General features: G+C 64.4%; 16 protein-coding genes and 3 pseudogenes. 4 read left to right on the forward strand and 15 right to left on the reverse strand.

Annotation, left to right across the window (positions count from 1 at the left end):
• The first annotated feature begins 451 nt into the window (after positions 1-451).
• A complete protein-coding gene (locus tag OG876_RS00700) occupies positions 452-985 on the forward strand; it encodes a GntR family transcriptional regulator (protein ID WP_328522770.1) in 534 nt (177 codons plus the stop codon).
• 202 nt (positions 986-1,187) lie between these two features.
• Here OG876_RS00700 and OG876_RS00705 read toward each other — a convergent pair whose 3' ends face one another.
• Positions 1,188-1,451, reverse strand: coding sequence for a hypothetical protein (locus OG876_RS00705; protein ID WP_328522771.1), 264 nt, complete (start codon positions 1,449-1,451; stop codon positions 1,188-1,190).
• A 386-nt stretch (positions 1,452-1,837) separates the two neighbouring features.
• Between OG876_RS00705 and OG876_RS00710 the strand changes: the two genes are divergently transcribed.
• Positions 1,838-2,923, forward strand: coding sequence for an IS630 family transposase (locus OG876_RS00710; protein ID WP_442914071.1), 1,086 nt, complete (start codon positions 1,838-1,840; stop codon positions 2,921-2,923).
• On the opposite strand, the gene OG876_RS00715 is transcribed toward OG876_RS00710, so the two are convergent.
• The 3 genes and pseudogenes from OG876_RS00715 to OG876_RS00725 all read right to left on the reverse strand — a co-directional run.
• Entirely contained in the window at positions 2,920-3,132 is a 213-nt protein-coding gene (locus tag OG876_RS00715) for a hypothetical protein (RefSeq protein ID WP_328522772.1), read from the reverse strand. The two genes, OG876_RS00710 and OG876_RS00715, sit on opposite strands and share 4 nt — an antisense overlap.
• A 916-nt stretch (positions 3,133-4,048) precedes the next feature.
• Entirely contained in the window at positions 4,049-6,022 is a 1,974-nt protein-coding gene (locus tag OG876_RS00720) for a S8 family serine peptidase (RefSeq protein ID WP_328522773.1), read from the reverse strand.
• A 395-nt stretch (positions 6,023-6,417) separates the two neighbouring features.
• A pseudogene (locus OG876_RS00725) lies at positions 6,418-6,903 on the reverse strand (transposase); the annotation flags it as partial.
• Positions 6,904-7,307: 404 nt separating this feature from the next.
• Between OG876_RS00725 and OG876_RS00730 the strand changes: the two are divergent.
• Positions 7,308-10,160: a helix-turn-helix transcriptional regulator gene (locus OG876_RS00730; protein ID WP_328522774.1), complete on the forward strand. Its 2,853-nt coding sequence runs from the start codon at positions 7,308-7,310 to the stop codon at positions 10,158-10,160.
• On the opposite strand, the gene OG876_RS00735 is transcribed toward OG876_RS00730, so the two are convergent.
• The 10 genes and pseudogenes from OG876_RS00735 to OG876_RS00780 form a co-directional block, all read right to left on the reverse strand.
• On the reverse strand, positions 10,161-10,319 hold the full coding sequence (locus tag OG876_RS00735) for a hypothetical protein (protein WP_328522775.1): 159 nt from the start codon (positions 10,317-10,319) through the stop codon (positions 10,161-10,163).
• Positions 10,320-11,288: 969 nt separating this feature from the next.
• Positions 11,289-12,362, reverse strand: a complete 1,074-nt coding sequence (locus tag OG876_RS00740) for an IS630 family transposase (RefSeq protein ID WP_328522776.1) — start codon at positions 12,360-12,362, stop codon at positions 11,289-11,291.
• A 222-nt stretch (positions 12,363-12,584) separates the two neighbouring features.
• A pseudogene (locus OG876_RS00745) lies at positions 12,585-13,090 on the reverse strand (transposase); the annotation flags it as partial.
• Entirely contained in the window at positions 13,087-13,485 is a 399-nt protein-coding gene (locus tag OG876_RS00750; RefSeq protein WP_328522777.1) for a hypothetical protein, read from the reverse strand. The pseudogene OG876_RS00745 and the gene OG876_RS00750, both read right to left, overlap by 4 nt.
• 43 nt (positions 13,486-13,528) lie before the next feature.
• Entirely contained in the window at positions 13,529-14,122 is a 594-nt protein-coding gene (locus OG876_RS00755; protein WP_328522778.1) for a hypothetical protein, read from the reverse strand.
• 101 nt (positions 14,123-14,223) lie between these two features.
• On the reverse strand, positions 14,224-14,988 hold the full coding sequence (locus OG876_RS00760) for a YfbU family protein (RefSeq protein ID WP_328522779.1): 765 nt from the start codon (positions 14,986-14,988) through the stop codon (positions 14,224-14,226).
• A 508-nt stretch (positions 14,989-15,496) separates the two neighbouring features.
• Positions 15,497-15,787 (reverse strand): hypothetical protein, encoded by a 291-nt coding sequence (locus OG876_RS00765; protein WP_328522780.1) that lies wholly within the window; start codon positions 15,785-15,787, stop codon positions 15,497-15,499.
• A complete protein-coding gene (locus tag OG876_RS00770; RefSeq protein ID WP_328522781.1) occupies positions 15,706-16,443 on the reverse strand; it encodes a hypothetical protein in 738 nt (245 codons plus the stop codon). Before OG876_RS00770 ends, OG876_RS00765 begins: the two co-directional genes overlap by 82 nt.
• Before the next feature lie 450 nt (positions 16,444-16,893).
• Positions 16,894-18,780 carry an AfsR/SARP family transcriptional regulator gene (locus tag OG876_RS00775; protein WP_328522782.1) on the reverse strand — a complete coding sequence of 629 codons (1,887 nt, stop codon included), beginning with the start codon at positions 18,778-18,780 and terminating at the stop codon, positions 16,894-16,896.
• A gap of 634 nt (positions 18,781-19,414) precedes the next feature.
• Entirely contained in the window at positions 19,415-19,573 is a 159-nt protein-coding gene (locus OG876_RS00780; RefSeq protein ID WP_328522783.1) for a hypothetical protein, read from the reverse strand.
• A 349-nt stretch (positions 19,574-19,922) separates the two neighbouring features.
• Between OG876_RS00780 and OG876_RS00785 the strand changes: the two are divergent.
• Positions 19,923-20,383, forward strand: a pseudogene (locus tag OG876_RS00785) (transposase); the annotation flags it as partial.
• 45 nt (positions 20,384-20,428) lie between these two features.
• On the opposite strand, the gene OG876_RS00790 reads toward OG876_RS00785, so the two are convergent.
• Entirely contained in the window at positions 20,429-22,126 is a 1,698-nt protein-coding gene (locus OG876_RS00790) for a hypothetical protein (RefSeq protein WP_328522784.1), read from the reverse strand.
• Between the last annotated feature and the right edge of the window lie 335 nt (positions 22,127-22,461).

A 22,461-nucleotide genomic window follows, 5' to 3' on the forward strand; every position in this document is an offset into this window, starting at 1 on the left:
GTTCGTCGACGGGAAAGGTGTCCCGGCTCGGTAGTCTGACCGGCTGCCGCCGAGCACCTCATCCCCGGTTCCCCGATTGCCACAACGAAGCCGGCTCTCAGAGATATCGCTACCTACCTACCTGCGGTCCTGATCCAGCGCTCTGGCAGTCCATCCATGTGACGGGAAACCAGTCCCCCAAGGGCCGACCCGCAGGCGCTACTTCAGCGTTGTTTCAGCGCGGTTTCAGCCTTTCTCCGTAGCCTGGACCTTTGACAGCCGGGGGTACGTGCTCAGCATGTGCCCGCCGACACAGATCCCGACTCGTTCTAGGTTGCGACACGTTGGATGGAGCGTTCGGCCTGGCGTGGCAGGTGCGATCCCGGCGCCAAGGCAAGTCACCGACAAGCAGGAGCCAGCTCGGCCAGAGCCGCAAACGGTCAAGCCGGCCCAGGGCGGATATGAGGCACCGATGACTTCCAGAGAGAGCGTCGAACTGGCCTTCTACACAGCGGTGGACGAAGCCGCGAAGCTCGGACGACAGACCCCCTGTCGCCTCGACGCACGCTACGACTCAAACTGGCTGCGCGCGAAGGCTGCTGCGGAGCTGGCCCGACTTTGCCGCAGCGCATGCCCGGTACTCCAGGAGTGCAGGCGCCTTGCCGCAGTGCGGCCGGCTTGGGACAAGGAAGGCACGGTTCTCGGCGGCGAATACTACGGTGCGCGGAGCAGCTCGCCGCATTGGCTTCTTCTGTACGACCACCTCCGCCAGCGCATCGCGTCCGGCGAATTCGACTTGGGGGATACGCTGCCTGACATATCGAAGCTGCAGAACGAAGCCGGCAGTCGCATCGACGTTGTTCGGTCGGCACTGGCGCAACTCGAGCGCGCCGGGCTGATCTCGCTCGACAGGGCCACCGGCCGCGCCGTCGTCACCTCCACCCTGAGCGCACCGCCGCCGGTCACCGCCGAGTCTGACGGCGCTCCGCACGCGATCGTCGCCTGACCGCCTGACCGGTTCTCCGCCGTGGCGCATAGGTCGCTCGGAGATGGAAAGCCCCAAGGTGAGAAGGACGAACCTCAGGGTAGTGATGTTCGGCAGCATCGCGAAGCGCTGGCCTTCACTGAACCGACAGAGACCGCGCGCGCCGAACCCGCAGCCCGACGAGCAGGCCGTGCGTCACAAGCCTGATCGTCGGGCACCGGAACTACGACACGACGGTGCCGGGCGGATCGATCTGCGTAAACGCAGGCCAGGTGTTCGCGTCCGGCGTAGTCTCGACGCTCTCCAGTACGACGCCTTTCAGGTCAACTGCGACGAGGTCGATCGCGCCGGAGTTGTTGACTGACGCACTGATCGATGTCAGGTCGGCACCGCTCACATGCACAGGTACGGTGTATGACGCGGACCCCGCAGAAGTCTGCACGATGTGGCTCAAGACACCACCGTCACCGATCGCGAACAGATCCACGCGTCCATCATGATGCCGGCTGGCCGCGACCATATGCACCGAGCTGACACCGGGAATCATTGCGGGCGTCGACCACGCGACACCGTCGGTCGAGATTTGCTCGGATCGCCATACCTGGCCATCGGTGTCGGACGCGAACCCTCGATCCGGCCATCCGAGTTCGACTCCGCAGTGATCGAACGCACCGACCCGCTGAACGGCAGCGCAACCCATTGACTCCACGGAGTCGCATTCGAGCAGTCTGGGACCGGTAGAAGCTCTGACCGTTCGGGTTCGAGCCGAGCATCACCATGCGGCCGCCGGTCAGAAGCTTCAGACTCACCGCGGCGATACCTAGTGTCGCGTGTAGTTAGTTGATTTACGGTTGGTGTGCGTCAGGATGGGGTATGGCGAATCGACCTGCTGCTGCGCTGGTTCTTCGTGAGGGTGATCGGGAGCGGTTGTTGCGGATGGCTCGGTCGTCGTCGGGCCGGGCGGGTCTGGCGCAGCGGGCGCGGATCGTGCTGCTGGCGGCCGACGGTGAGGCGAATACGGCGATCGCGGAGCGGGTGGGGGTTTCGCGGCCGACGGTGATCGGCTGGCGGGAGCGGTACGCCGAGCGGGGGCTGGGCGGGTTGGATGATGCGCCGCGTTCGGGGCGGCCGCGGGTGGTCGACCATCGCAAGATCGTGGCGGAGACGCTGAAGCCGCCACCGAAGCGGCTGGGGGTGACGCACTGGTCGAGCCGGCTGATGGCCGCTCGTCTGGGAGTGAGTAATGGCACGGTGGCCAAGGCCTGGCGCGATTACGGGGTGCAGCCGTGGCGGGTGGAGACGTTCAAGTTCTCTACCGATCCCGAACTGGTCGCCAAGGTCACCGATGTGGTCGGGTTGTATCTGGCGCCGCCGGAGAACGCGATCGTTTTGTGTGTGGACGAGAAGTCGCAGGTCCAGGCGTTGGACCGGACCCAGCCGACGCTGCCGATGCAACCCGGGCTGGCCGAGCGGCGCACCCATGACTACGTCCGGCACGGCACCACCACGCTCTTTGCGGCCCTGGAGATCGCCACCGGCACGGTGACCGCAGCGGTCAAGCCCCGGCACCGCCACCAGGAGTTCCTGGCCTTCCTCAAGCAGGTCGCCAAGGCCTACCCCGACCACGGGGACGGCACCGAACTCCACCTGGTGATGGACAACTACGCCGCCCACAAGCGCCCCGAGATCCGTGCCTGGCTGGCAGCCAACCCGCGTATCCAGGCGCACTTCACCCCGACGTCCGGATCGTGGCTCAACCTGGTCGAGGTCTGGTTCGGCATCATCGAACGCCAGGCCATCCGCCGCGGCACCTTCAACTCCGTACGCGACCTCAACACCAAGATCCGGGCCTTCATCGACGGCTGGAACGACCGCTGCCACCCCTTCGTCTGGACCAAGACCGCCGACCAAATCCTCAGGAAAGCCAACCGTCAGACCACTTCAAACACGGACCACTAGGCTGTCCGACTGTCCAGCTGCGACCATGACGTCCAGGTGCTCGAGTTGACGGCCGTCTGGCTTCCCGGCGGCTTCGTGTACAAGAGATTGTTCGGAGACGCGCTGTCGAGGCCCTTGATGATGCCCTTGGTTGACCGCTGGTTCAGCAGCTCAAATCGCAAGTCAGTCAGGCTCGCGTTCGCGAACTTCGGATCCGAGAGCATCAGCACCTGCGCACCTCTGGTGAACGACACGGCGAGCTCAGTCCTAGAGATCGTGGCCTCCGAGTTATCCGAAGCAGCGGTTCGGCGTTGATCTGTGTCGACGGCGCCCAGAGCGAGACGCCCGCCGGGGCATGAGCAGCCCTACTCATGCCCCGGCACCCCGGTCAGCAGCCCTCGATCAGGCCATACCAGACGCACGGTGGCCGAATCATGTGCACACGACGCAGAAGTCGGGCCTGCTCGGTCGTGATGGAGGGGGCGGCAGGAGCTCACACGTGTCGATTGCCCTCCTCGCACATGCCGGAAGCGGAACTCCGTCTTCCGGAACGACGGGCCCGCCTCGTTTCGGACGCTGTCCTCGGCGCAGGGGTTTGGACTCGCGCGGCGAGGACAGTGGGGTATGCCGATTCAGCCGTGCAGAGTTTCGTGCGGGACTGACGGCGAGATGAGCCGTGCAGCCGAGCGGCGCATGCCGTGTTGGGGTCTCGTCCTGCACTCCCGGCGGATTCCATCTTGTCGTATGGGGAGTGGGACGCCGGCGAACCGCTCGGACCACTGTCGCAGCCCACAGTTCTCGCCATCGCTTTCATCCCTCTCGGCAGCGGTTCTGAGCTTGTACCCCGGTCCGCGGCCGAAATTCAACCCAGCCAACTGCAGAACCGGACGGGCCGCGCACATGTTTTGTCGGAGATCGCAAACCTGCTCTCGCCAGTCCCCGGCGCTCCGTGTTCGACGATCGGTGTGAGATGCCTCTGACATCAAAGCCGACTGACGCTCGTCCCCGGAATACGCTCCGGGGCTTGGATACAACCAGAGCGGAGAGGCCAGGGGCGAGCGCCGTCGCCTACCTCCTGTGCATTTCCGTCACGAACCCCTGCGTATCACTTTGATGACGACAGAGGAGGCCGATCTCAGAGTGGCGCTAGGGACGGAGATCCCGTCCGGGGATCGAGAAGCGATCGCCCCAGAACTCGGAACCGGGGGCGCTTTGGTTTACCTGGCTGACCGAGCCGTTGATGTCAACCCACAGAACGGCGATGGCACCATTGTCCATAGTTTCGGCGGCCAGGTGCTGGACGTTCTGCGCGACGCTGCTGAGGCTTCTCCATCCGCCAGTCCATGTCGAGATACCCGGCGATGTCTGCAGATTGTGCAGCAGTCCGTGCGGGGACGCTGCGATCACATCGAGTCTTCCCGTGCTGTCGCGGGTGACCGCAATCTCAGTTGCGAGCAACTCGTTCGCCATTTGATCGTGCGGCTTCTCCACCGCAAAGGGGACCAGCGAGAACCATCCTGAGTTCGCGACCGCCTGGCGGCTCATCCAGATTCGCCCGTGCGTATCTACCGCGAAAACATGGACAATACCGTTGCTGTCAGCCTTAGCAGCGACCGAAGCAAAGGCAGGCAAGTGCGCGCCGTCAAGACCGGTGAACGGCAGCCACGGCGTGTAGGTCGTGGCATTCTGAGCGGTCTGGCCGGCATGCTGGACCACACCATCCTCGTCGACGCCGATCAACTGCTCCAACCCGTCGGCCTCACGCGCCACGGCGACGGACAGGAAGTGGCCAGGAATCTGGGAGAATCCAGTCAAGCCTGGACTGCCGAGCGTCAACTGCCTACGTTGCCACAGTTCATGTGTATTGGCTGTCAGACCAAGCAGATGCATCCGACCATCAGCCAGAGCACCTGCCGCGGTCGACAACCACTCAGCATCATGAAACTGGGTCCACCCGTTCCACCCTGTGCCGTTCGGAACGCTTTGGGCATTGATGAACATATCCCCGCTCACGTCTGTTCCGAGAGCCTGCAAAGTTCCAGTGCTGCTCTTCGCCACCGCAATCGAAGAACCCTCCCTTGCGGGCGGGACAAACAACAGCTTGCTCGGCGCAGACCCGACAGGCCCGAGGGTCGAACCGAGCGTGGCGTTGCTGTCGAGCTCGGCCGCGACATGGGCGGCAATCTGGGCAGCCGGAACCGAGGCATACTTGACGTCGGTCAGCAAGTCTGCGACCTCGCCGGTCACCAGAGCGGCCGCATAGGCGGTACCGGTGAACGACCTGTTGCCATTGGGGTCAATGGTCCCGGATATCAGTCTGTCGCCGGGAGCCCAAATATTGACGCAAGTTCCTGAATTGGACTGCGCCAAAACCTCGTCGTCACTCGCCAGCGCGCCCACAACGATAGTCCCAGGCGCCCAGACGGGAGTGGTGCACGCATCGATGCCCTGATCCCCCGCACCCGTGACGACCGGAATGCCCGCAGCGATGGTACGACCCTCGGCGTCGATGATGTCCTGCAAATCATCAGCGGGGCACGACTGGTTCGTGCATTTGAGACTGAAACTTACCACCGCCGGCTTCTGTGCATTTTGGATGACCCATTGAAAAGCGCTGACGATATCATCTGCCTGACCTTCACGCAGGCAGTCGAACGCCCGAACAGATACCAGTACCGCTTCCTTTGCAACTCCCATCGTGTCACCCCCAATCAGACCGGCGACCGGCGTACCATGATTGGCACTCGGGCATTCACTGGAGTCGGACCGCGGCGGCGTCTCCGTCGAAACCTCGTTCGGCCCGAGGAGCAGACGAGCAGTCAGGTCAGGATCGTTCGGGTTGATCCCGCTGTCGATCACATACACATGCGCGCCGAATCCCGGCCGCTCCTTACGGCGATACTTGCCGTCCGTCGGGAGCGATCGCTGGTCGATCCGATCGAGGCCCCAGAACACGTTAGGAGGCATGCTTGGCGGCGTTGAATCTTCGACACCGGCCGACAATACACTGCTACTCTGTGCCTGATCGCCCTGTACCGAGGTAGCGCCAGACGTCGCTCCCTCCTTTGCCATCGCGAAGGTGTGACTACCCAGCGACGCACCCACCAGCGCGAGAATCAACCATTTCCTGCTTCGCTTCAGCAAGCGAACCACGCTCCTCCGAAGTTGAGAATCCCTCGGCTCCGCCTGTGGGCAGCCCGCGCCAGCGAACACCAAACCAGCCGAGGCGACCAGAGCGAACCTTGCTCAGAGCCAGCCACGGGATACCGCCCGACCATTGACCGATGAGATCGCGTTTGTCCTGCAGAGTCCAAGCGGGCCAATGGAACGCGCAGCGGGGAGCGTCCCCTGAGGTGGTGTAAGTCGGGGGCCTGCTCGCGTGGGTGACCACGGGTGAGAAGGCCATCGTGTGAGGATCAGCGAGACCACGCCGATGGTTCTCGCGAAAGGACACTTCACACGATGGCTCTGGATCAGTCTGCCCTGCTCGAGGTACTCGACGCGGGCCTGTGGCGCAGGAACACGTACCGGACCGGCTGGTCGGCCAGCGACCGGACCCTGAACGCGTCGACCTCGAGCTCGGCGCAGATCCGTGACACCTCGGACTTGGAGATCCACGAGTCCGCGCCGAGCGCTTTGACCAGGTCGTCTACCGTACGGTCGAGGTGCCGTGCCGGTAGGCCTCCACGATCACCGCGACCAGCGGCTGATCGACCCGCCGGCACCGTTCCAGCAACGTCGGGAAGAACGACCCTGTGCGCAGCTTGGGGATCCGCAGTTCCAGGTCCCAGGCCGTGATCGTGAGCGTTCTGGCGCGGTGCCCGTTGATTTGCGCGGCCCGCTCGGTCGTGCGTTCGCGCGGCGCGGTACCGATCACCGCGGTCAGCTCGGTCTCAATCTGCCTGATACATCGTTCGGCCGCTTGCCGGATCCGTTCCTCGACATCACCACCCCCTGAGCGCGTCGAGTACATCGAACAGGGCAGACTGATCCAGAGCCATCGTTGACGTGGTCTCGCTGCCCCTCACACGATGGCCTTCTCACACGTGGTCACCCGCGCGAGCAGGCCCCGACTTACGCTTCAGGGGACGCACCCCGCCAAAGCTGCCGATAGCCAGCGAGGCAGGAGGTTTGCGCTGCAGCGAGCTACAGGTCGCGGGCTAGTCCAGTGTCTCCCTGCACAAACATGCGATCGACGGGGCTCGACGGACAGGACTGGACGGACGGGATGGGAGGAGCATCTCGCGGGGCAGTCGAGAGGTTCATCAGGCAGGCAAGGTAGATGCCGTGAGCACCTTAACGGGTTGAAGCTTTACCGACAGCCTCGGGGAACCTAGCATCAAGAACGTTGATGCCCGCCGGATTGGGCGGCAGGCCGGGGCGGAGGCCTGAGGGGCGTGATGGCATGGCAAGTGAACCTTCGCTCGTCGAGCGTGCCGACGAAGCTAGGCTAGTTGAGTCAGCAATCAAGCGTGCGGCGAGCGCGGGCGGCGGCGGATTCGTGCTGTTCGATGGACCACCTGGCATCGGGAAGACCAGCATGCTCCGCGAGGCGATGGACGCGGCGTTAACCCTTGGCTTCATCGTGTTATCAGCACGTGGAATGGATCTTGAACAGGGCCTCGCGTGGGGGATGGTGCATCAGATGCTCCGCCTACGGCAGTCCTTGCTGACAGCGCGCACCGGATCATCTGATGCAGCCGACCTCGCCCGGAGCAATCTGTCGGGGTTAGCAAACGAGCGTCGTGTGCCCCCCGCGCCTAGCGAGTATGCTCTGATGCATTCGCTGTTCTGGCTCATCAGCGACATCGCGGTTGACCGTCCGCTGCTGATCGCAGCTGATGACCTCCACTGGGCCGACCTTCCTTCCCTGCGGTTCCTCGCCTACCTGTCTGCGCGGATCGAGGGACTGCCGATAGTGGTCGTTGCAGCCACCCGTTCCGGAAGCGCTCGGGCGGAGCACATCCTGTCCGCTATCGCCGAGAATCACGAAACCACTGTCAGAACTCTCCGACCTCTGTCACTCGATGCTATCGGCAACCTACTTCGAGAAGTGCTGGGTTACGAGCCTGATCGGTCCTTCGTCTACAGATGTCATGAACTCACTCGTGGCAATCCGCTGCTTCTACACGAGCTCGCCAAGCACGTCAAGAATGGAGGCAATCGCGAGGCGCTCGGATCTCTGACTGCCCTCGATGACGCGCCGATACCGAGCGTTGCAAAGTACGTCGACTTACAACTCAGACGTCTGAGTCCACAGGCGAGGCAGGCTATGCAGGCACTCGCCGTGCTCGGGACCGAGGCTCGCCCCGACCAGATCGCTCAGGTCGCGCACATCCGGGTACCAGTTGCCCTCGACGGTCTGAACGCACTTCAAGCGAACGAGCTTGTCGCGCCTGCAGCACCGCCAGGCACGTTTGTCATCTCGCACCCACTCATACGCGCCTCGGTGTATGACGGCATTAGCCCGTTAGTCCGGGCGCGGATGCATACAGATGCTGCCAGGATGGCGCTCCGCGCCTACGACACTGAGATCGCAGCCACTCATCTGCTTCGGGTTCCGCCGAACCTGGCTCTGGATATCAATGCTCCCGAGGTACTCTCTGCGGCGGCGGCGACCTGCATCGCTCGTGGGGCAGTCGAAGGAGCTGTCGCGTACCTCAGGAGACTGCTTGATGAGGAGCTCGGCACCGAGCGAGTCAAAGTGCTGACCCAGCTGGGCATGATGGAGGCCGGCATCGATGCAGCCTCGGCCCGCCGACATCTGTCCTCGGCTCTCGCCGGCGAGCGAGACCCTGGCCGCCGCGAGATGATTCAGCTTGCGCTGGTAGCAGTGGCCTTCTTGGACAGTGGCCCGGGCGAGTGCCTGAAGACGGCCCTTCAGTACCTTGCCGATGACACCGACCAGTCGATCGGCACAAAGCGCGCCTTGCAAGCGGACGCCGTCTTGATGTCGGCAATGACTCCAGTCGACCTTGGTACCAAAGCCTACATCGACAACCTGCTGACGATTCCATCCGACTCATCGGTCGGCGGTAGGATGCTCGACGCTGCCGTCGGCCTGCTCCACGCATTCGCGTGCGAGCGGCCGCCCGCAATCGCGCGGGCGCTGAATGCCACCGGCGACCACGCGCTTCTCGCGGAACCCGGCGCCGAACCACTCTTGGCGGCAGCCTGGTCGACCCTTGAGCTCTGCGATGCACCCGAGCTGTTGCCCCGCTTGGACAGATCGATTGAAACGCTGCGGAGCGGCCAAGCCGCCGGAGTGCTGGCAGCGGCCTTGTGCTACCGCGCGATCGTTACGCGCGACCAAGGAAACCTCCAGGAGGCGATCTTCGACGCGTACGCGGCGTGGGAGATCACGGTCACATCTGGCAGCAGGACGGGCGCCGCATTCACAGCGAACGTCCTAATCCGCGCGCTGGTCGAGAGTGGTCGGTTTGCCGACGCCGAGACGATCCTGCGGCGGGTCAAGAGTCTTTGGCCCCCGAGTCTTCTTGACTACGTCTACAGTGATGGCGAGTCGGCAATCCTGCTCGCGCGAGGGGGCATCGACCAGGCGCTGCTGAGAGCAATGAGGACAGGCGAGAGCTGTTCACTCGTTCGCCTGATGAATCCTGTTATAGTCGGCTGGCGAGGAGTCGCGGTGTACTGCCTGCATCGCAAGGGGCGGGTCGAGGAAGCTCGGGAGATCGCGCGAGAAAATACATCGCACGCCGAAAAATGGGGGACCCCGCGCGCCATAGGCGTCGCCCGCCGCGTGGCAGCGATTCCAGAGAGTGGTGACAACCAACTGGCGCTATTGGCCGAGTCTGCCAGTGCCCTGGAAACTACGCCCGCGAATCTTGAGCTCTCCCAATCGTTGTTTGCGCTTGGTGATGCGCACCGGCGAGCTAAGCACGTCACTGAGGCACGTAGGGATCTACAGTCAGCTCTTGATCTCGCCGGGCAGTGCGGTGCTCTTCCGTTGACGGAAAGAATCATCGATACCCTTCGACTGCTAGGCGTTCGCGCCGCATCCGCCCGACGAACCGGGCCTGCGTCCCTGACTCCGGGCGAGCGAAGAGTTGCGGATCTCGCCGCCAGCGGTCTATCGAACAGAGACATCGCTCAGAGCTTGTACATAACTGTCAAGACAGTCGAGGTACACCTCAGCAGCACATTCCGAAAGCTAGAGATCAAGAGTCGTAAGGAGTTGCCTCGTGTGCTCGAAGACGCTGGTCGGGAGCCTAGATCCAACCTGCCAACGGATACCTAGCTAGCGCCGTCCCGGATCGGACCACGGACGTGCACAAAGGCCGGTGCAGTGTCCCGGAGGGACGACTCGGATGTAGACATCGATCGGGACGTCGGCGTTGACGCAGCCCATCACCGCATCACGACGCCGGCGTGCCGCCTTCACGTCAGCGTCACGCACCTGGAGATCCTTGATTCACTCTTCCGCTAGAGGCCACATGCTGCTTCCGGGACTTGGGCAGCCGAGGGCTACGACTCGTGACCCGCGGCGGGCCTTCACTCACGCGGGGCTCACGGGCCAGCCCCGAAGAGGCCACCTGAAGACGAGGACTCAGCCTCTGACTGTGCAGGCGCCGTCGCGGTTGTCCCAGTGTCCCGGACCGAGGCCGTACAACCTGCGCACTCGCGAGGCGAAGCCTTGGTTCCAGCAGCCGCCTCTCGGGATTCAACTGCGAGCGCACGAATCAGCCGCCTCGCGGTACCGAAGTCGCGAGGGGTCTGTGTGCGCAGCTCGGCCTACGGTGGCGCCCCAGGCCCGCTCCAGTTCAACATCAGGCGAACCAGAGATCCTGGGAGGCACTACGTAGCCTGGTGAGGTATCCCATGACAGTTGCCACTCAGTCCCTTATCGCCGAACTAACCTGGTTCGAGCAACTGATTTCTGTACACCCCGAGTTGACAAGTAGTCGTTTTGACGTGACGACACGGGCCGGTCAGGTGGTCGTAGAGGTCGAGGGATCTCACTATCAGGCGCGGATGTGGCGAGCCGCGGTCGGCGGCCGAATCTACCCGTCGCATGTCGACGCTCACGGTGTCCGTCGACAGCTCGTACTGGGTCGTCGCATCCACGTCATGGTCGTTGACCACCCGAGCAACCAATCCGCTCGCAGAGGTTGACAGGAGTGCTCTTCCGAGACCTCGCGCGACGGCTTGCACCGCGGTCGGGAGCCGTAGTAGGTCGGCGTCGTCTAGACTGCGGTCATCGGGAACACTTTCCCTCTACGGCCTTCGCTATCTCGATCCCGTCGACGATCCGGACTCCTCGTCGAGACCTACGAGTGCGCTGCCGTTTCCGCCCAGGTGCGGTCCTTCTGGTCCGGGAAGTAGAACCTCTCGCACGGCCGTCCGGCCTCGGCAGGCAGCGAGTCATCTAGTGCCGCGCGTCGGAGGTCTTCTGACGGTTGGCTTTGGTGAGGATCTGGTCTGCGGTTTTGGTCCAGGTGAAGGGGTGTGATCGGTCGTTCCAGCCGGTGATGAAGGCCCGGATCTTGGTGTTGAGATCGTTGACGGATCGGAAGGTGCCGCGGTGGATGGCTTGGCGTTCGATGATGGAGAACCAGACCTCGACCAGGTTCATCCAGGACGCGTGGGTGGGTGTGAAGTGGACGCTGACGCGGGGGTTGTCGGCCAGCCAGGCCTTGATCTGGGGGTGTTTGTGGGCGGCGTAGTTGTCCATGACCAGGTGCAGTTCGCGGTCGGGGTGGGCGCGGGCGACCTGCTTGAGGAACGCGAGGAATTCCTGGTGCCGGTGCCTGGGTTTGCAGGCCGCGGTGACCTGGCCGGTGGCGATCTCGAGCGCGGCGAACAGGGTCGTGGTGCCGTGCCGGACGTAGTCGTGGGAGCGGCGTTCGGCCAGCCCGGGCTGCAAGGGCAGGATCGGGGCCGTGCGGTCCAGTGCCTGGATCTGCGACTTCTCGTCCACACACAACACGACCGCGTTGTCAGGCGGCGCCAAGTACAGCCCGACCACGTCGGTGACCTTGGCCACCAGTTCGGGGTCGGTGGAGAACCGGAACGACTCCGACCGCCACGGCTGCACCCCGAACTCGCGCCACGCCCGGGCCACCGTGGCGTCCCCGATGCGCAGATGCCGCCCCAGCAGCCGCGACGACCAGTGCGTGACGCCGTACTTCTTCGGCGGCGGCGTCAACGTCGCCGCGACGATGCCCCGATGATCGACCGAGCGCGGCCGGCCCGCACGCGGCTCGTCGTCCAGCCCAGCCAGCCCCCGCTCGCCATAGCGATCCCGCCAGCCGATCACCGTCGGCCGCGACACCCCGACCAGCTCCGCGATCCTGGAGTTCGACACCCCTTGCGAGGCCAGCAACACGATCCGGGCCCGCTGTGCCCGGCCGGCCCGCACACTCGACGCCCGCGTCAACGCAACCAACCCCTCCTCGTCACCCTCACGCAACACCAACGCAGCAGCAGGACGATTCGCCATGCCTCATCGTCCCAAACACCAACCGTAAATCAACTAACGACGCGCGGCACTAGTCACGAGACTCATGCCGCATTGGTCATTCGCGGACGTCGCCATCGCATGCCCGGCACCGTGCAGCTCCTCGACATCGCGGCTCGCGTCTAGTGCCTTTGAGGAGTCGTGTCATGCGGCGTTCATTGCCTGAAAGTAATGTCCCACTGAGGCCGCTGGTCGCCTGGTGCAGCGTATCGTCAACGCGTCGGCGGCCTGGAACGTGCACGCGCGCCTTCGTCCAGCGGCCGCTCCCGGCTCGTCCAGCTCCCGAGTCGTCACGCTCACCTGACTCCTCGACAACCCGGTGATACCCAGCGACTGCACCGACCGGTCCATCCGCCGCGTGGACGCCCCGAGCAGGTAAGACGTCGCCACCACCGAGGTCAGGACCGCTTCGGCCCGCAGTCGGCGTTCCAGCAGCCACTCGGGAAAGTAGGTGGTGCCCTCACGCAGCTTGGGGACCGCGACGTCGCGCGTCCCCACGCGGGCGTCCAGATCGCGGTGCCGACGCCGTGACGGCGACTGGTCCGTGTCTCGTCGCGGGCGCCGCATGAAGCCCCGCATACGCTGTCGGCGTCCACAGACAGCAAAGTGTTGATGAAGCCCTGCATCAGCTCGCGCAACAGATCCGGATTGGCCTGCTCGAGGTGTTCGTGCAAGAACTGGGCAGGGTCGATACTGGAGCCAGCGGTCATCGCACGGACCGCTTCTGAGCGGCCAACTGGCCGAAACCACCACAGACGCTGACCCGCAGCAGCTCCCGGGAGTTGTTGTCGACCAGGTCACCGCTGCGGGGTGGCACTGGAGCACAGGTAGCACCAACTCGGGATCGGTGTGCCGCCGATGACCAGTCAGCGATCGCCGCCCGAGGGCCCGCGTCGACAACGACGGGCTCCCAGTACAGCTGGTGGACCAGCTTCTGATCGACACGCTCCCCCGCCCTGTGCAGGTGCATGCCGAACAGCCGCGGCTGATAGCTCAGCTCGCTGGTGTGCTCCTCGAGGGCGGTCTGGCGATCATATAAGTCGGCCTGGGTCCCAGCGACAACAGCGAACGCGCGCTCGACAGCGGACGTGTCTGGGGTGGTCATGCCGCCAATCTTGCCCTCGATCTGCCACGCTCGCGGTGTCAGCTCAACGCGGCTCCGGGGTGCGGCCACTTGGGTCGCTCGCTGGGGAGTCCCGCAACGCGATCCGCTCGGCAGAACTTCCCATCTGGACCGGCCCGCGCCGCCCACGGGAAGGTGGCGGGTCGACGTCGAGTTCGATTCGAGCGGCGTCGACCAGGTGGTGGCGTCGCTTGTTCACCTCCTTTAGGAGCGCCTTCAGTTGGTCAGGCGTCGGGTCGCCGGTGCCGATGGTGTCGCCCCGATCGACGATCACGTCGGCACACAGGTCGGCCGCGTCGATGACCTCCTTGCTGCCGATGAACCGGATCACGGTCAGAGCCTCAGTGGCCTCCCGGAGCGCACTTTGGATCGGAACCGCCTGCTGCAGCACACGGATCGGCGCCAAGGGGGCTAGTAGTCGCGGCTTGCCGTTCTTCGAGACGACCTCCTGCATCGCCAAGGCGACGTCGCTCAGTCGGGTCCACGCGGTCGTGTACGCGGCGAGCCGCTGCTGATGCCACTGTTTTCGGTCACTGCGCTTCGACTGCCGGCGATCGCTGAGCCAGGCTGTCAGTGCGGTCAGGAGCGCACCGACTGCGACACCGATCAGGGATTCCATCCCCACAGGCTAGAGGTGCTCTCCGTGCGACAGCACACCCTCGAGGTCGGCTTCGTCGACCACGATCTCCTCGGCGCGCAGGCTCCGGTCGTGCTCATTCATCATTCGGTCCGGCGGCTGGGGTGGACCGCCGCTGCGGCCACCCGCCGCAGCTCGTCGGCGGTGAGCAGGTAGTCCGTACGACCGCCGCGGCGAACGACGCCGCGCCAGATCGGCTCATAGGCCTCAAGCATCCGCCGGTACGACCCCAGTCGGGGCATGTGCGAGTGGCCCCGGTCGTTGTCGCGCGAAAAGACCTCAGCCTGCTCCTGCCACCGTTCCTTGTCGGACACGAGCCACCGGGCGTACTCGAGTAGCCGGCTCTCGACGCCGTCGTTCAGATCGAAGCCGCCGAACTCCAACATCCCGAGCTCGCCGCCCGACAGCTCGCCCGCCACCTTCTCGGCACTGAACTTCAGGATCCGGAACATGTCGAGGAGATCCATGACCAGACCGCAGTCGCGGCGGGAGAGCTCCGGCTCCATGACGTAGAACTCGAGGTCGTACTCCTTGGTCCAGCCCTCCTCGAGCACCTGGGCCCGATCGAGCTGGTACTTCGTGTCCCCGTCGTACCCGAGCCGCTCGTCGTCGGTCTTCTCCTCGACGAGGCGGGCGAGGATCTTGTGCAGCAACGCCAACAGCTTGCGGTCGACTGGCGTCATGCTTTCGGGGACGACGCGGGGCCGCGGCTCGTCCCGGTCGTCGCGGTCGAACAATCCATCGATCAGCGACCGCAAGAGGTCGCTGACGCTGATTCCCCTCCCTTCGGCCGTCGCCTGAAGCTGGTCACGGATCGGATCGTCGACCCGGAGAGTGAGCGTCGCCATGATTCTCCCGTAGTTCGTATGTCAATCTGTATTACGTACTACAGAATCGTAGCAGGGGTCGCGACCGCGAAGTCACGTAGCCCCGACGCGATGGGTACGACAAGGAGGCCACTGGTTCTGATCCCTCTGCAAGCCACGATCGGGCGGCCAACGCGAGGGCGCACAGGGCCGCTGAGGACTGCCGCGACGTAAAGTAGTGGCGGTGCTCCACTTGCGGCACGACCAGCAATCCCACGGCGCTCGCACAGGTGGTCGCGATAAGCCGCGACGGCGGGGGCGCTCGCTTCCTAAGGAGGACAGCTACCGGTCCCCGGCGGAGGAAGCGTTCAAGCTGGCCGCCGGGCCGCGATCGAACCCGTTCGACACGGTCTCTGTGGGCTGCGACCGCCGCGCGAGCTTGTGCGGTTGTGCCACTTGGTCGGCCAGGCGACCGACACGGCATCGGCGGGGAGCCGGGCGCCGGCAGCTCGGGACAGCTTGAGCCGGTGGGCCGGTGCTGCGGCGGGCATCAGATCTCCTGGTCGACCGGCCGCAGCCAGGTCGGCCGGACGGTCGTGTACCTGCGCTCGTTCAGCAGCGCCTTCAAGTCCCACAGGTCGCCGCGATCCGGGCCGAGCACCTTGACGGTCCGGTCCTCGTCACGCTCCCGAGACAGTGGCTCGATGGCGTTGCGCATGGATTCCCGCCGCCACACGAAGGCGGCATTGTCGAGCGCGATCAGTCCGAACTCGGCCAGCGTCTCGACCGCGGGCTCGGCGTCGTCGTACCGCGCGGCGCTCTGCTCGGCGTACTCCTCCACGACGTCGTCCAGCTCTCACGCCACTCGAACGAGTGCGCACCGTCGGCCAGCCGTGCAGGAAGCTGTCGGCGTCCTTGATGACCGGCGGTGGCGCAGCATCCACGCGCCCTGAGGAACCCGGTCTCGGAGTACCAGGCCGCCGGCTCGACCCGGCCGAGCCAGTCGGCCAGCCGGAAGAACAGGTCCCGCTTCGGCCGGTTGCACGCCGCCGGGATCGCCACGTTCAACGCCGGCGGCCGCAAGTCGGGGTCGACCGAGTCGTACAGGTCGCGTCCCCACGCGTCCAGCACCGGCGAGCAGTAGGTGGCGCCGTCGTAAAGGTCGCCGGGCAGGTTCAGCGCCTCGGCGTACAGCTGGCTGAACGGGTGGAGTCGGTCCCCTTGGTCCTGGTCCTCGTCGTCGGTCAGGACCATGACCCGGCCGGTGATGGTCCGGTGAAACGGCACCGGAAGCTTGCCGTTCTTCGCCCAGTTGTACGCGGTACGCCGCGGGATGCCGTTCTGCTCGGCCCACTGTGACAGCGGAATCGGAGGAGAACACGGCGCGCCAACCGCGCCAACTCCTTGGGGTGGCGGGCAGGCAACCGTGAGACCAGCGCTGAGTTGAGCTCCATGACCTGGCTGACGGATGCGCAAGTCCTGGAACTCGCGCGCCACCTGAAAACGCAACCAGAACAACGCCGTTCGCCGACTGCTGAGCGTTGTCTAGCAACGCCAGCGATTCGGAGTGACTGACCGAGCGGGAGTGTGCAGTCCCCACTGCAGCCGCGGTCGGCGACGTCGTACCGCGAGCACTGGCAGTTGATGGTCATCGTCCTGCGCCGCGACGGCGCCTGCCCACTTCGGTCACCAGCCGGTGAAGGCCGGGACCGAAGGTGCACATTGGCCGCCAACCGCCAGTGGGGACATCGCTCCTGCGTCGAAGCGAAACCTGAAGCCGAGCCGCCGACGAAGGAGCTTGGTCGGCACGCGATGGGCCTCGCCGGAGCGATCGGCAGGTCGAGACAGGCGCAACCCTGACAACTGCCAGCGCGCCCCGCCGCGCGCCCTAAAGGAAGACCTTCCGGGCCTCGCTTTGGCATCCCGCCGGCCAGGCGAGTCGAGGAGTTAGGCCACAAATCGTGAGTCGGTGACGCCGGATTGGAGCTCGCAGGCACACACCCGCACGATCGGATGAATGTCGTACACGTCGGCGACCTTAGTGGATTGGACCAGATTCATCTCGGCGAGTTCACAAACCATCGCGAATGCTTCTCGATCGGGCGACTGGCTGATGGCAGCGGCGTCGCACAGTGTGAAAGAGCCTGAGGTGCGCGCACTGAGCAACTGGAGCAGGCGCAAAGACCTCGCGTTGAGTGCCATGAAGGTCCGCTCGAACACGCTCCGTAGATCCGTTGCAAGGTCGCCGCCGTTCAGAAAGCTGAGCAGGTCGCCCGAGGATTGTGTATGCGCCACAGTCGCCGTCAGATCCGCGCCCAGCGACTGCGTGCGCCCGGCGGCGATCGCCAACGCGAGCGGGAGACCCCCACAGGCCTCAACGATCCTCTCCGCGGCAGCCTTGGCCCGTTCGGTTGTCGAGTCGCCGAGACGGAGTTCGAGAAGGGCAAGACCATGGGCAGAACGAAGCGGCTCGACATGGAGCAATTCGGCGCCATCCGTGACAACCAGTGACGTGAGGTCTGATCGGCTCGTGATCAGCACAAGGCAGTCGGTTGCGCACGGAATCAAGGGCCGGATCTGATCGGCACTCTGGGCATCGTCGAGCAGGATCAGCATCCGTCTACCGACGAGGAGGCTTCTGTAGAGGCCGGACATCGACGCCACGCCGACCGGAAGTTGATCGCCGGTCACTCCGAGGGCGCTAAGAAGTTGCGTCAGGGCGTCCTCGGGAGATCGTGGACGGTCATCCCAGAGATTGACATACAGCTGTCCGTCAGGAAAATGTCCTGTTGCATTATGTGCCCACCTTAATGCGAGGGTCGTCTTGCCAACCCCGGGCAACCCCGCGAGGACAATTGGCCGCGTTGCGCCGCGAACCTGGGTGCTGCGCCGGCGGCTGCGCGTGGCTAGGTCGCTCAGGCGAGCCAACTCGCGCTGTCTTCCAAGGGTCACCGTGTTCGCCGCCGGAAGCTGCGTCACTGGTTGAGCACTTCGGTCAGCGCACGACCCAGTGGGACGTGATGCCGGTAAATTGAGAGTCGGACTCTGAGAGAGAACCGCCCGCTCAAGTTCGCGGAGGTTATGACCGGGATCGATACCTAGCTCCTCGGATAAGGTATCCCGGGTTCGGCGAAACACTTCTAGGGCCTCTGCCTGGCGGCCGGCCCGATACAGGGCGATGATCAATTGTGCGGCGAGGTCCTCATCGAACGGATGGGCTGTGACCATCTCCAGCAGTATCGGAACGAGCGCAGCATGATCCCCCAGTGCCAACCGAGCCTCCGCAGCAGCCTTGGCGGCCGAGTGATGCGCCTGATCGATGCTCTGGGCTCGCTCGCAAAACCAGGGGAGACTCCGTAAGTAGCTCAGAGGCCGCCCACGCCACATCTCGAGTGCTGTCGCGAGCAGCGCTGCGCGGTCTTCTACGGTTCGCTCTCGCCCGGCTTCGCCGATCAGTTCCTCCGCGAGTCGGAGGTCACTCGAGACTTTTGCCGGGTCGAAGGTGTACCCAGACGACGATGCGAGTATGACGCCCGGGACGCGGATCATGCGGCGAAGATAAGAGATGTGGCTTTGCAGGGTGTTGATGGCCGTTGCCGGTGGATTGCCAGGCCAGACGACGTCAATCAGTTGATCGCTGCTGATGGGACCGCCGGCGTTTAGAGCCAGCGCCGCGAGGATCGCTTGCCTGCGGAGGCCGCGGACATCGAGCGACTCACCGTCAACCAGCACGTCCAGGTGACCTAGCAGCCTAATGTGGACTTGCAAGACCTTGATGCCTTGTATGGCATCTCCACCGTGCGGGCTGTTGACGGTCGGCTCAACCTCGATCACGGTCCGTCCCCTCAGTGCGAGATGCAAGGCCGAGACCTCTTTGGTCGGAGGCTGACCTGCATCGGACCTTCACATACGCCTCAACGGTGGCGTCGGCCTGGTTCAAACGGAGCATCGCGTCAGAGCGCTGCGGTACTGAACGCGTCATCCAGTGACATGGCTGGTTGTCTCGTTCGAGGCTATTGCCGACAGCGGCGGATCCGAGCGACCGACTACGGATCGGACGTCCATCCGTCGACTGCTTCGGGCGAGGCCAAGTCTTCTTCACAAGACGAGCCTCAGAGGATCGCGACCCCTGCGCATTAGGGTAGGACCCCAGTGTGCAGCATGAAGCCATGAGATCACTTGATGTAGCCGCTCGAGTCGCCAAAATCCTGGGCGCGACTCGCTTCAAGTTGCGTGCAGCACATTGGTGCACGGCGAGGTGGTGGCCAGCCGGGCGTAGACGTGGGTGCGGTCACCGCATGATCTTCGAGGAAATCTCCCACAACCCACTCGCTGCTCACTGGGTCACCTGCTCGCGGCGCAGGTGGGCGGCGCGAGCGTAGTCGGCCAGCGGGCGGTGGGCGACGGTGATGTCGGCGTGCCGACCGGCCAGAGTGCCGACAACGGCTCAGGTCCGGGCCCAAGCCCGTCAGCGGCCCGCCTCCCCACACGACGGCTCTAGGACCGTGTCTTCGACGGACCGGACTGCCCAATCGGTGAAGTACCGGGCCAGCGGCTCCGAGGTGAAGAACGCGCCGCGGGCCTTGCAGAGTGGGGCCGTGTCGAGAGAGGCAGAGGGCGCGGTCACGCACGCGAGTATTCCGCAGACCGCCGACGCTCCTGCGGACCCGCGCCGCGAGTACGCCCGGCCAACGACAGCAGCGCCCAGCCACGACGCCGGAGAGGAACGGGATGCCGACCGCGGTGTCGGCCCGCACCGCCGGGAGGGTAAGGCTCGCGGGCTCCCGAGTTGGCAGCCACTGAAGCCCAAACCCCGGATGGCTTTGACCGTGAATTTGAGTGTCGTTTGCTGGTGAGTTCTGATGTCGCTGGGTGTTGATCGGTGGCCGGGATCTCCGCGATTTTGAGTGTCGGTCCGGGTTCACCGCGAGGTTCGGTCGGCTTCTCGGTGAGTGGGCGGTCGCTGTTGGTCGAGCGGGTGGCCCCAGCAAACGCGGGTCATCGCTCGACTCGAATGCCCGCACCCTGGTGCGCAGCTACGGTTGACCGACCACAACGGTTGGCGGATCACCTGCTTTGCCACGAGCGCCAAGAGTCCGGGCTGGACCGTGGCCACGCTCGAGGTCCGGCACCGCCAACGCGCCCGCTGCGAGGACCGCACCCGCTGCCTGAAAGACGTGCTGCGAAATCTTCCCTTCCACGGCTACATCCAGAACCGGATCTGGGTCTAGCTCGTCGCGCTGGCCGCCGACCTGCTCAACCTAGACTCAGACCCAGACCCTGGCCTTCGACGAGCACGAACCAGCCCGCCGATGGGAATCCACACGACTCCGATTCCGCCTGCTCACCGTCGCCGGAGAATCATCCGCACCGGGAGGCGAAGACGACTCGGCTCCCACAGGACTGGCCCTGGAAGCACCTCATCCCAACCGGCTGGGCTCCCGCTGGGCACACGGCGGCGAAGGGAGTAGATGCCTCCAAATCAAGATCGAAGCGTGGCCCCAGCCATTTCGGCCTCAGTTGTGTAGAGCCCTGTATCGGGCGCAGTCTCGAACACGCTCGAGACAGCGCCGCCAACCGCGACGGTCAGCAGCACGATCGAACCGTCATCGTTCGTCTCAGCGGCGATGTGCGTCGCGTCCACTACCAGGCCTGCCCAGTTTCCCCAGGAAGTGGATCCCGGTGCCGTTTGCTTCGACCATAGAACGGTGCTGCCTGTGATGGCGTAGACGACGAGCTTGCCGCTGCCTCCTCGCGCCACCGCTACCTCACTGGCGAACTGTTGCCCGAGTAACGTCGGAAACGGGACGAAGGAGAACCAGGCGGCAGAATTGACGCTCGCTTGCCGTGCTGTCCAGATCTGGCCGTGCGTGTCTACCGCGAAGACGTTGACGATGCCTTGGTTATCTGCTTCCTCAGCAATTGACGTGAAGGCCGGCGCCGGTGTGCCGTTCGCGCTGAATTGCTGCCACGTGGTGAAGGTGGGCGCTCCCAGCGCCGTTTGCGTCGCGTGCCAGGCCTGCCCTTGCCGGTTCACGCCCACGAGTTGCATCAGCCCGTCTTGCTCCCGCGCGGCGGCGATGGACTGTACTTGTCCACTGAGTTGGCTCCAGCCCGTGAGTCCGTTGTGAAGTTGCTGACGCTGCCAGACGTCATTCGACACCGTCGATGCCGCAAGGACCTCCGTTCGGCCGTCGAAGTTGGCGTCCGCGCCAAGCGACAGCAAGGCTGTGTCCGAGCTTGAGCTGGTCGAATGTGTCCAGCCGCTCCACGTCCTGGAGTTCTTCGCGTCCTGGATATTGGTCGACACGGTCCCGTTCGAATCCGTACCGAACACCCGCAACTGCCCGGTACTGGTCTTCGCGAGCGCGATCGATGAGCCCTCGAACGTTGGTGGAATGTACAGCAGGCGATTCGCCTTCGCGTCCTGTGTCAGAGTGGCGTTTGCAATGAGCTGGTCGGTCACCCTCGCCGCGAGTTGCGCCGGAGGCACCCCTGCCAGCTGGCTTGTGCCCAGCATGACGGCCACGGCGCCAGCCACATATCCCGCAGCGAACGCCGTCCCAGAGAATTGTGTGGAGGCGGGATCAAGCGACGCAGACATCACGAACTCTCCAGGGGCCCAGACAGTCACGCAGCTTCCGAAATTCGACTGCGGCCTGGGGTCACCATCCCGGCTTACTGAGCCGACGGCGATGACACCAGGCGCGAAGTCGGCGCTGCTGCATCCGTCGATGCCCTGGTCGCCAGCGCCCGCCACAATCGGTATGCCGGCTGCCATCGCCTGCTGTTCCTTGGCGATGACCTGCAGTACGTCATCCCGCGGACAGGCCTCCGGCACGCCATCGTCATTGAAACATTGACGATTGAGGCTGAAGCTGATCACAGCCGGCCGGACAGCATGATCGATGACCCATTGAAACGCGCTGGTGATATCGCTCTGATCGGCGTGACGGTTGCAGTCGAATGCGCGCACCGAAATAAGATTCGAATTCTTCGCCACTCCATAAGTGTCGCCGCCGATCAATCCAGCGATTGGCGTACCGTGATTAGCGGTCAAACAATCACTCGCATCCGGGTGGGCGGGCGACTCGGAGGGCACCGTGTTCACGCCAAGCGTTACACGCCCTGTAAACTCGGAGCTATTCGTGATTCCTGTATCGATGACATAAACATTCACGCCGGCTCCGGCCGGATTCTGATAAACGTATGTGTCATCTGTCAGCGGCCGGTTCCGCTGATCGAGTAGGTCCAGTCCCCAAAGACCGGCCTGACGTGGGGCCGACTGTCGGATGGCGGAAGATCCTCCAGAGAGCGATTGCGCCGACGCGGGCCTGACAACTGGGGCTGATTGTCCGCTGGTGTTCGCGCTAGCCGGCGCCAGACCGCCCACGATCATTCCAACCAGCGCCGCGACTGACCACGGTCCACGCCACCCATTCAAACGGATCAACCCACTCACGTTGAGACTGTTTCCTGGCCCGAACTTGGTCAGTAGACAACTATTCACGCTCT

Origin of the sequence: Kribbella sp. NBC_00359, from assembly GCF_036097425.1 — a bacterium.
Lineage (GTDB): Bacteria > Actinomycetota > Actinomycetes > Propionibacteriales > Kribbellaceae > Kribbella.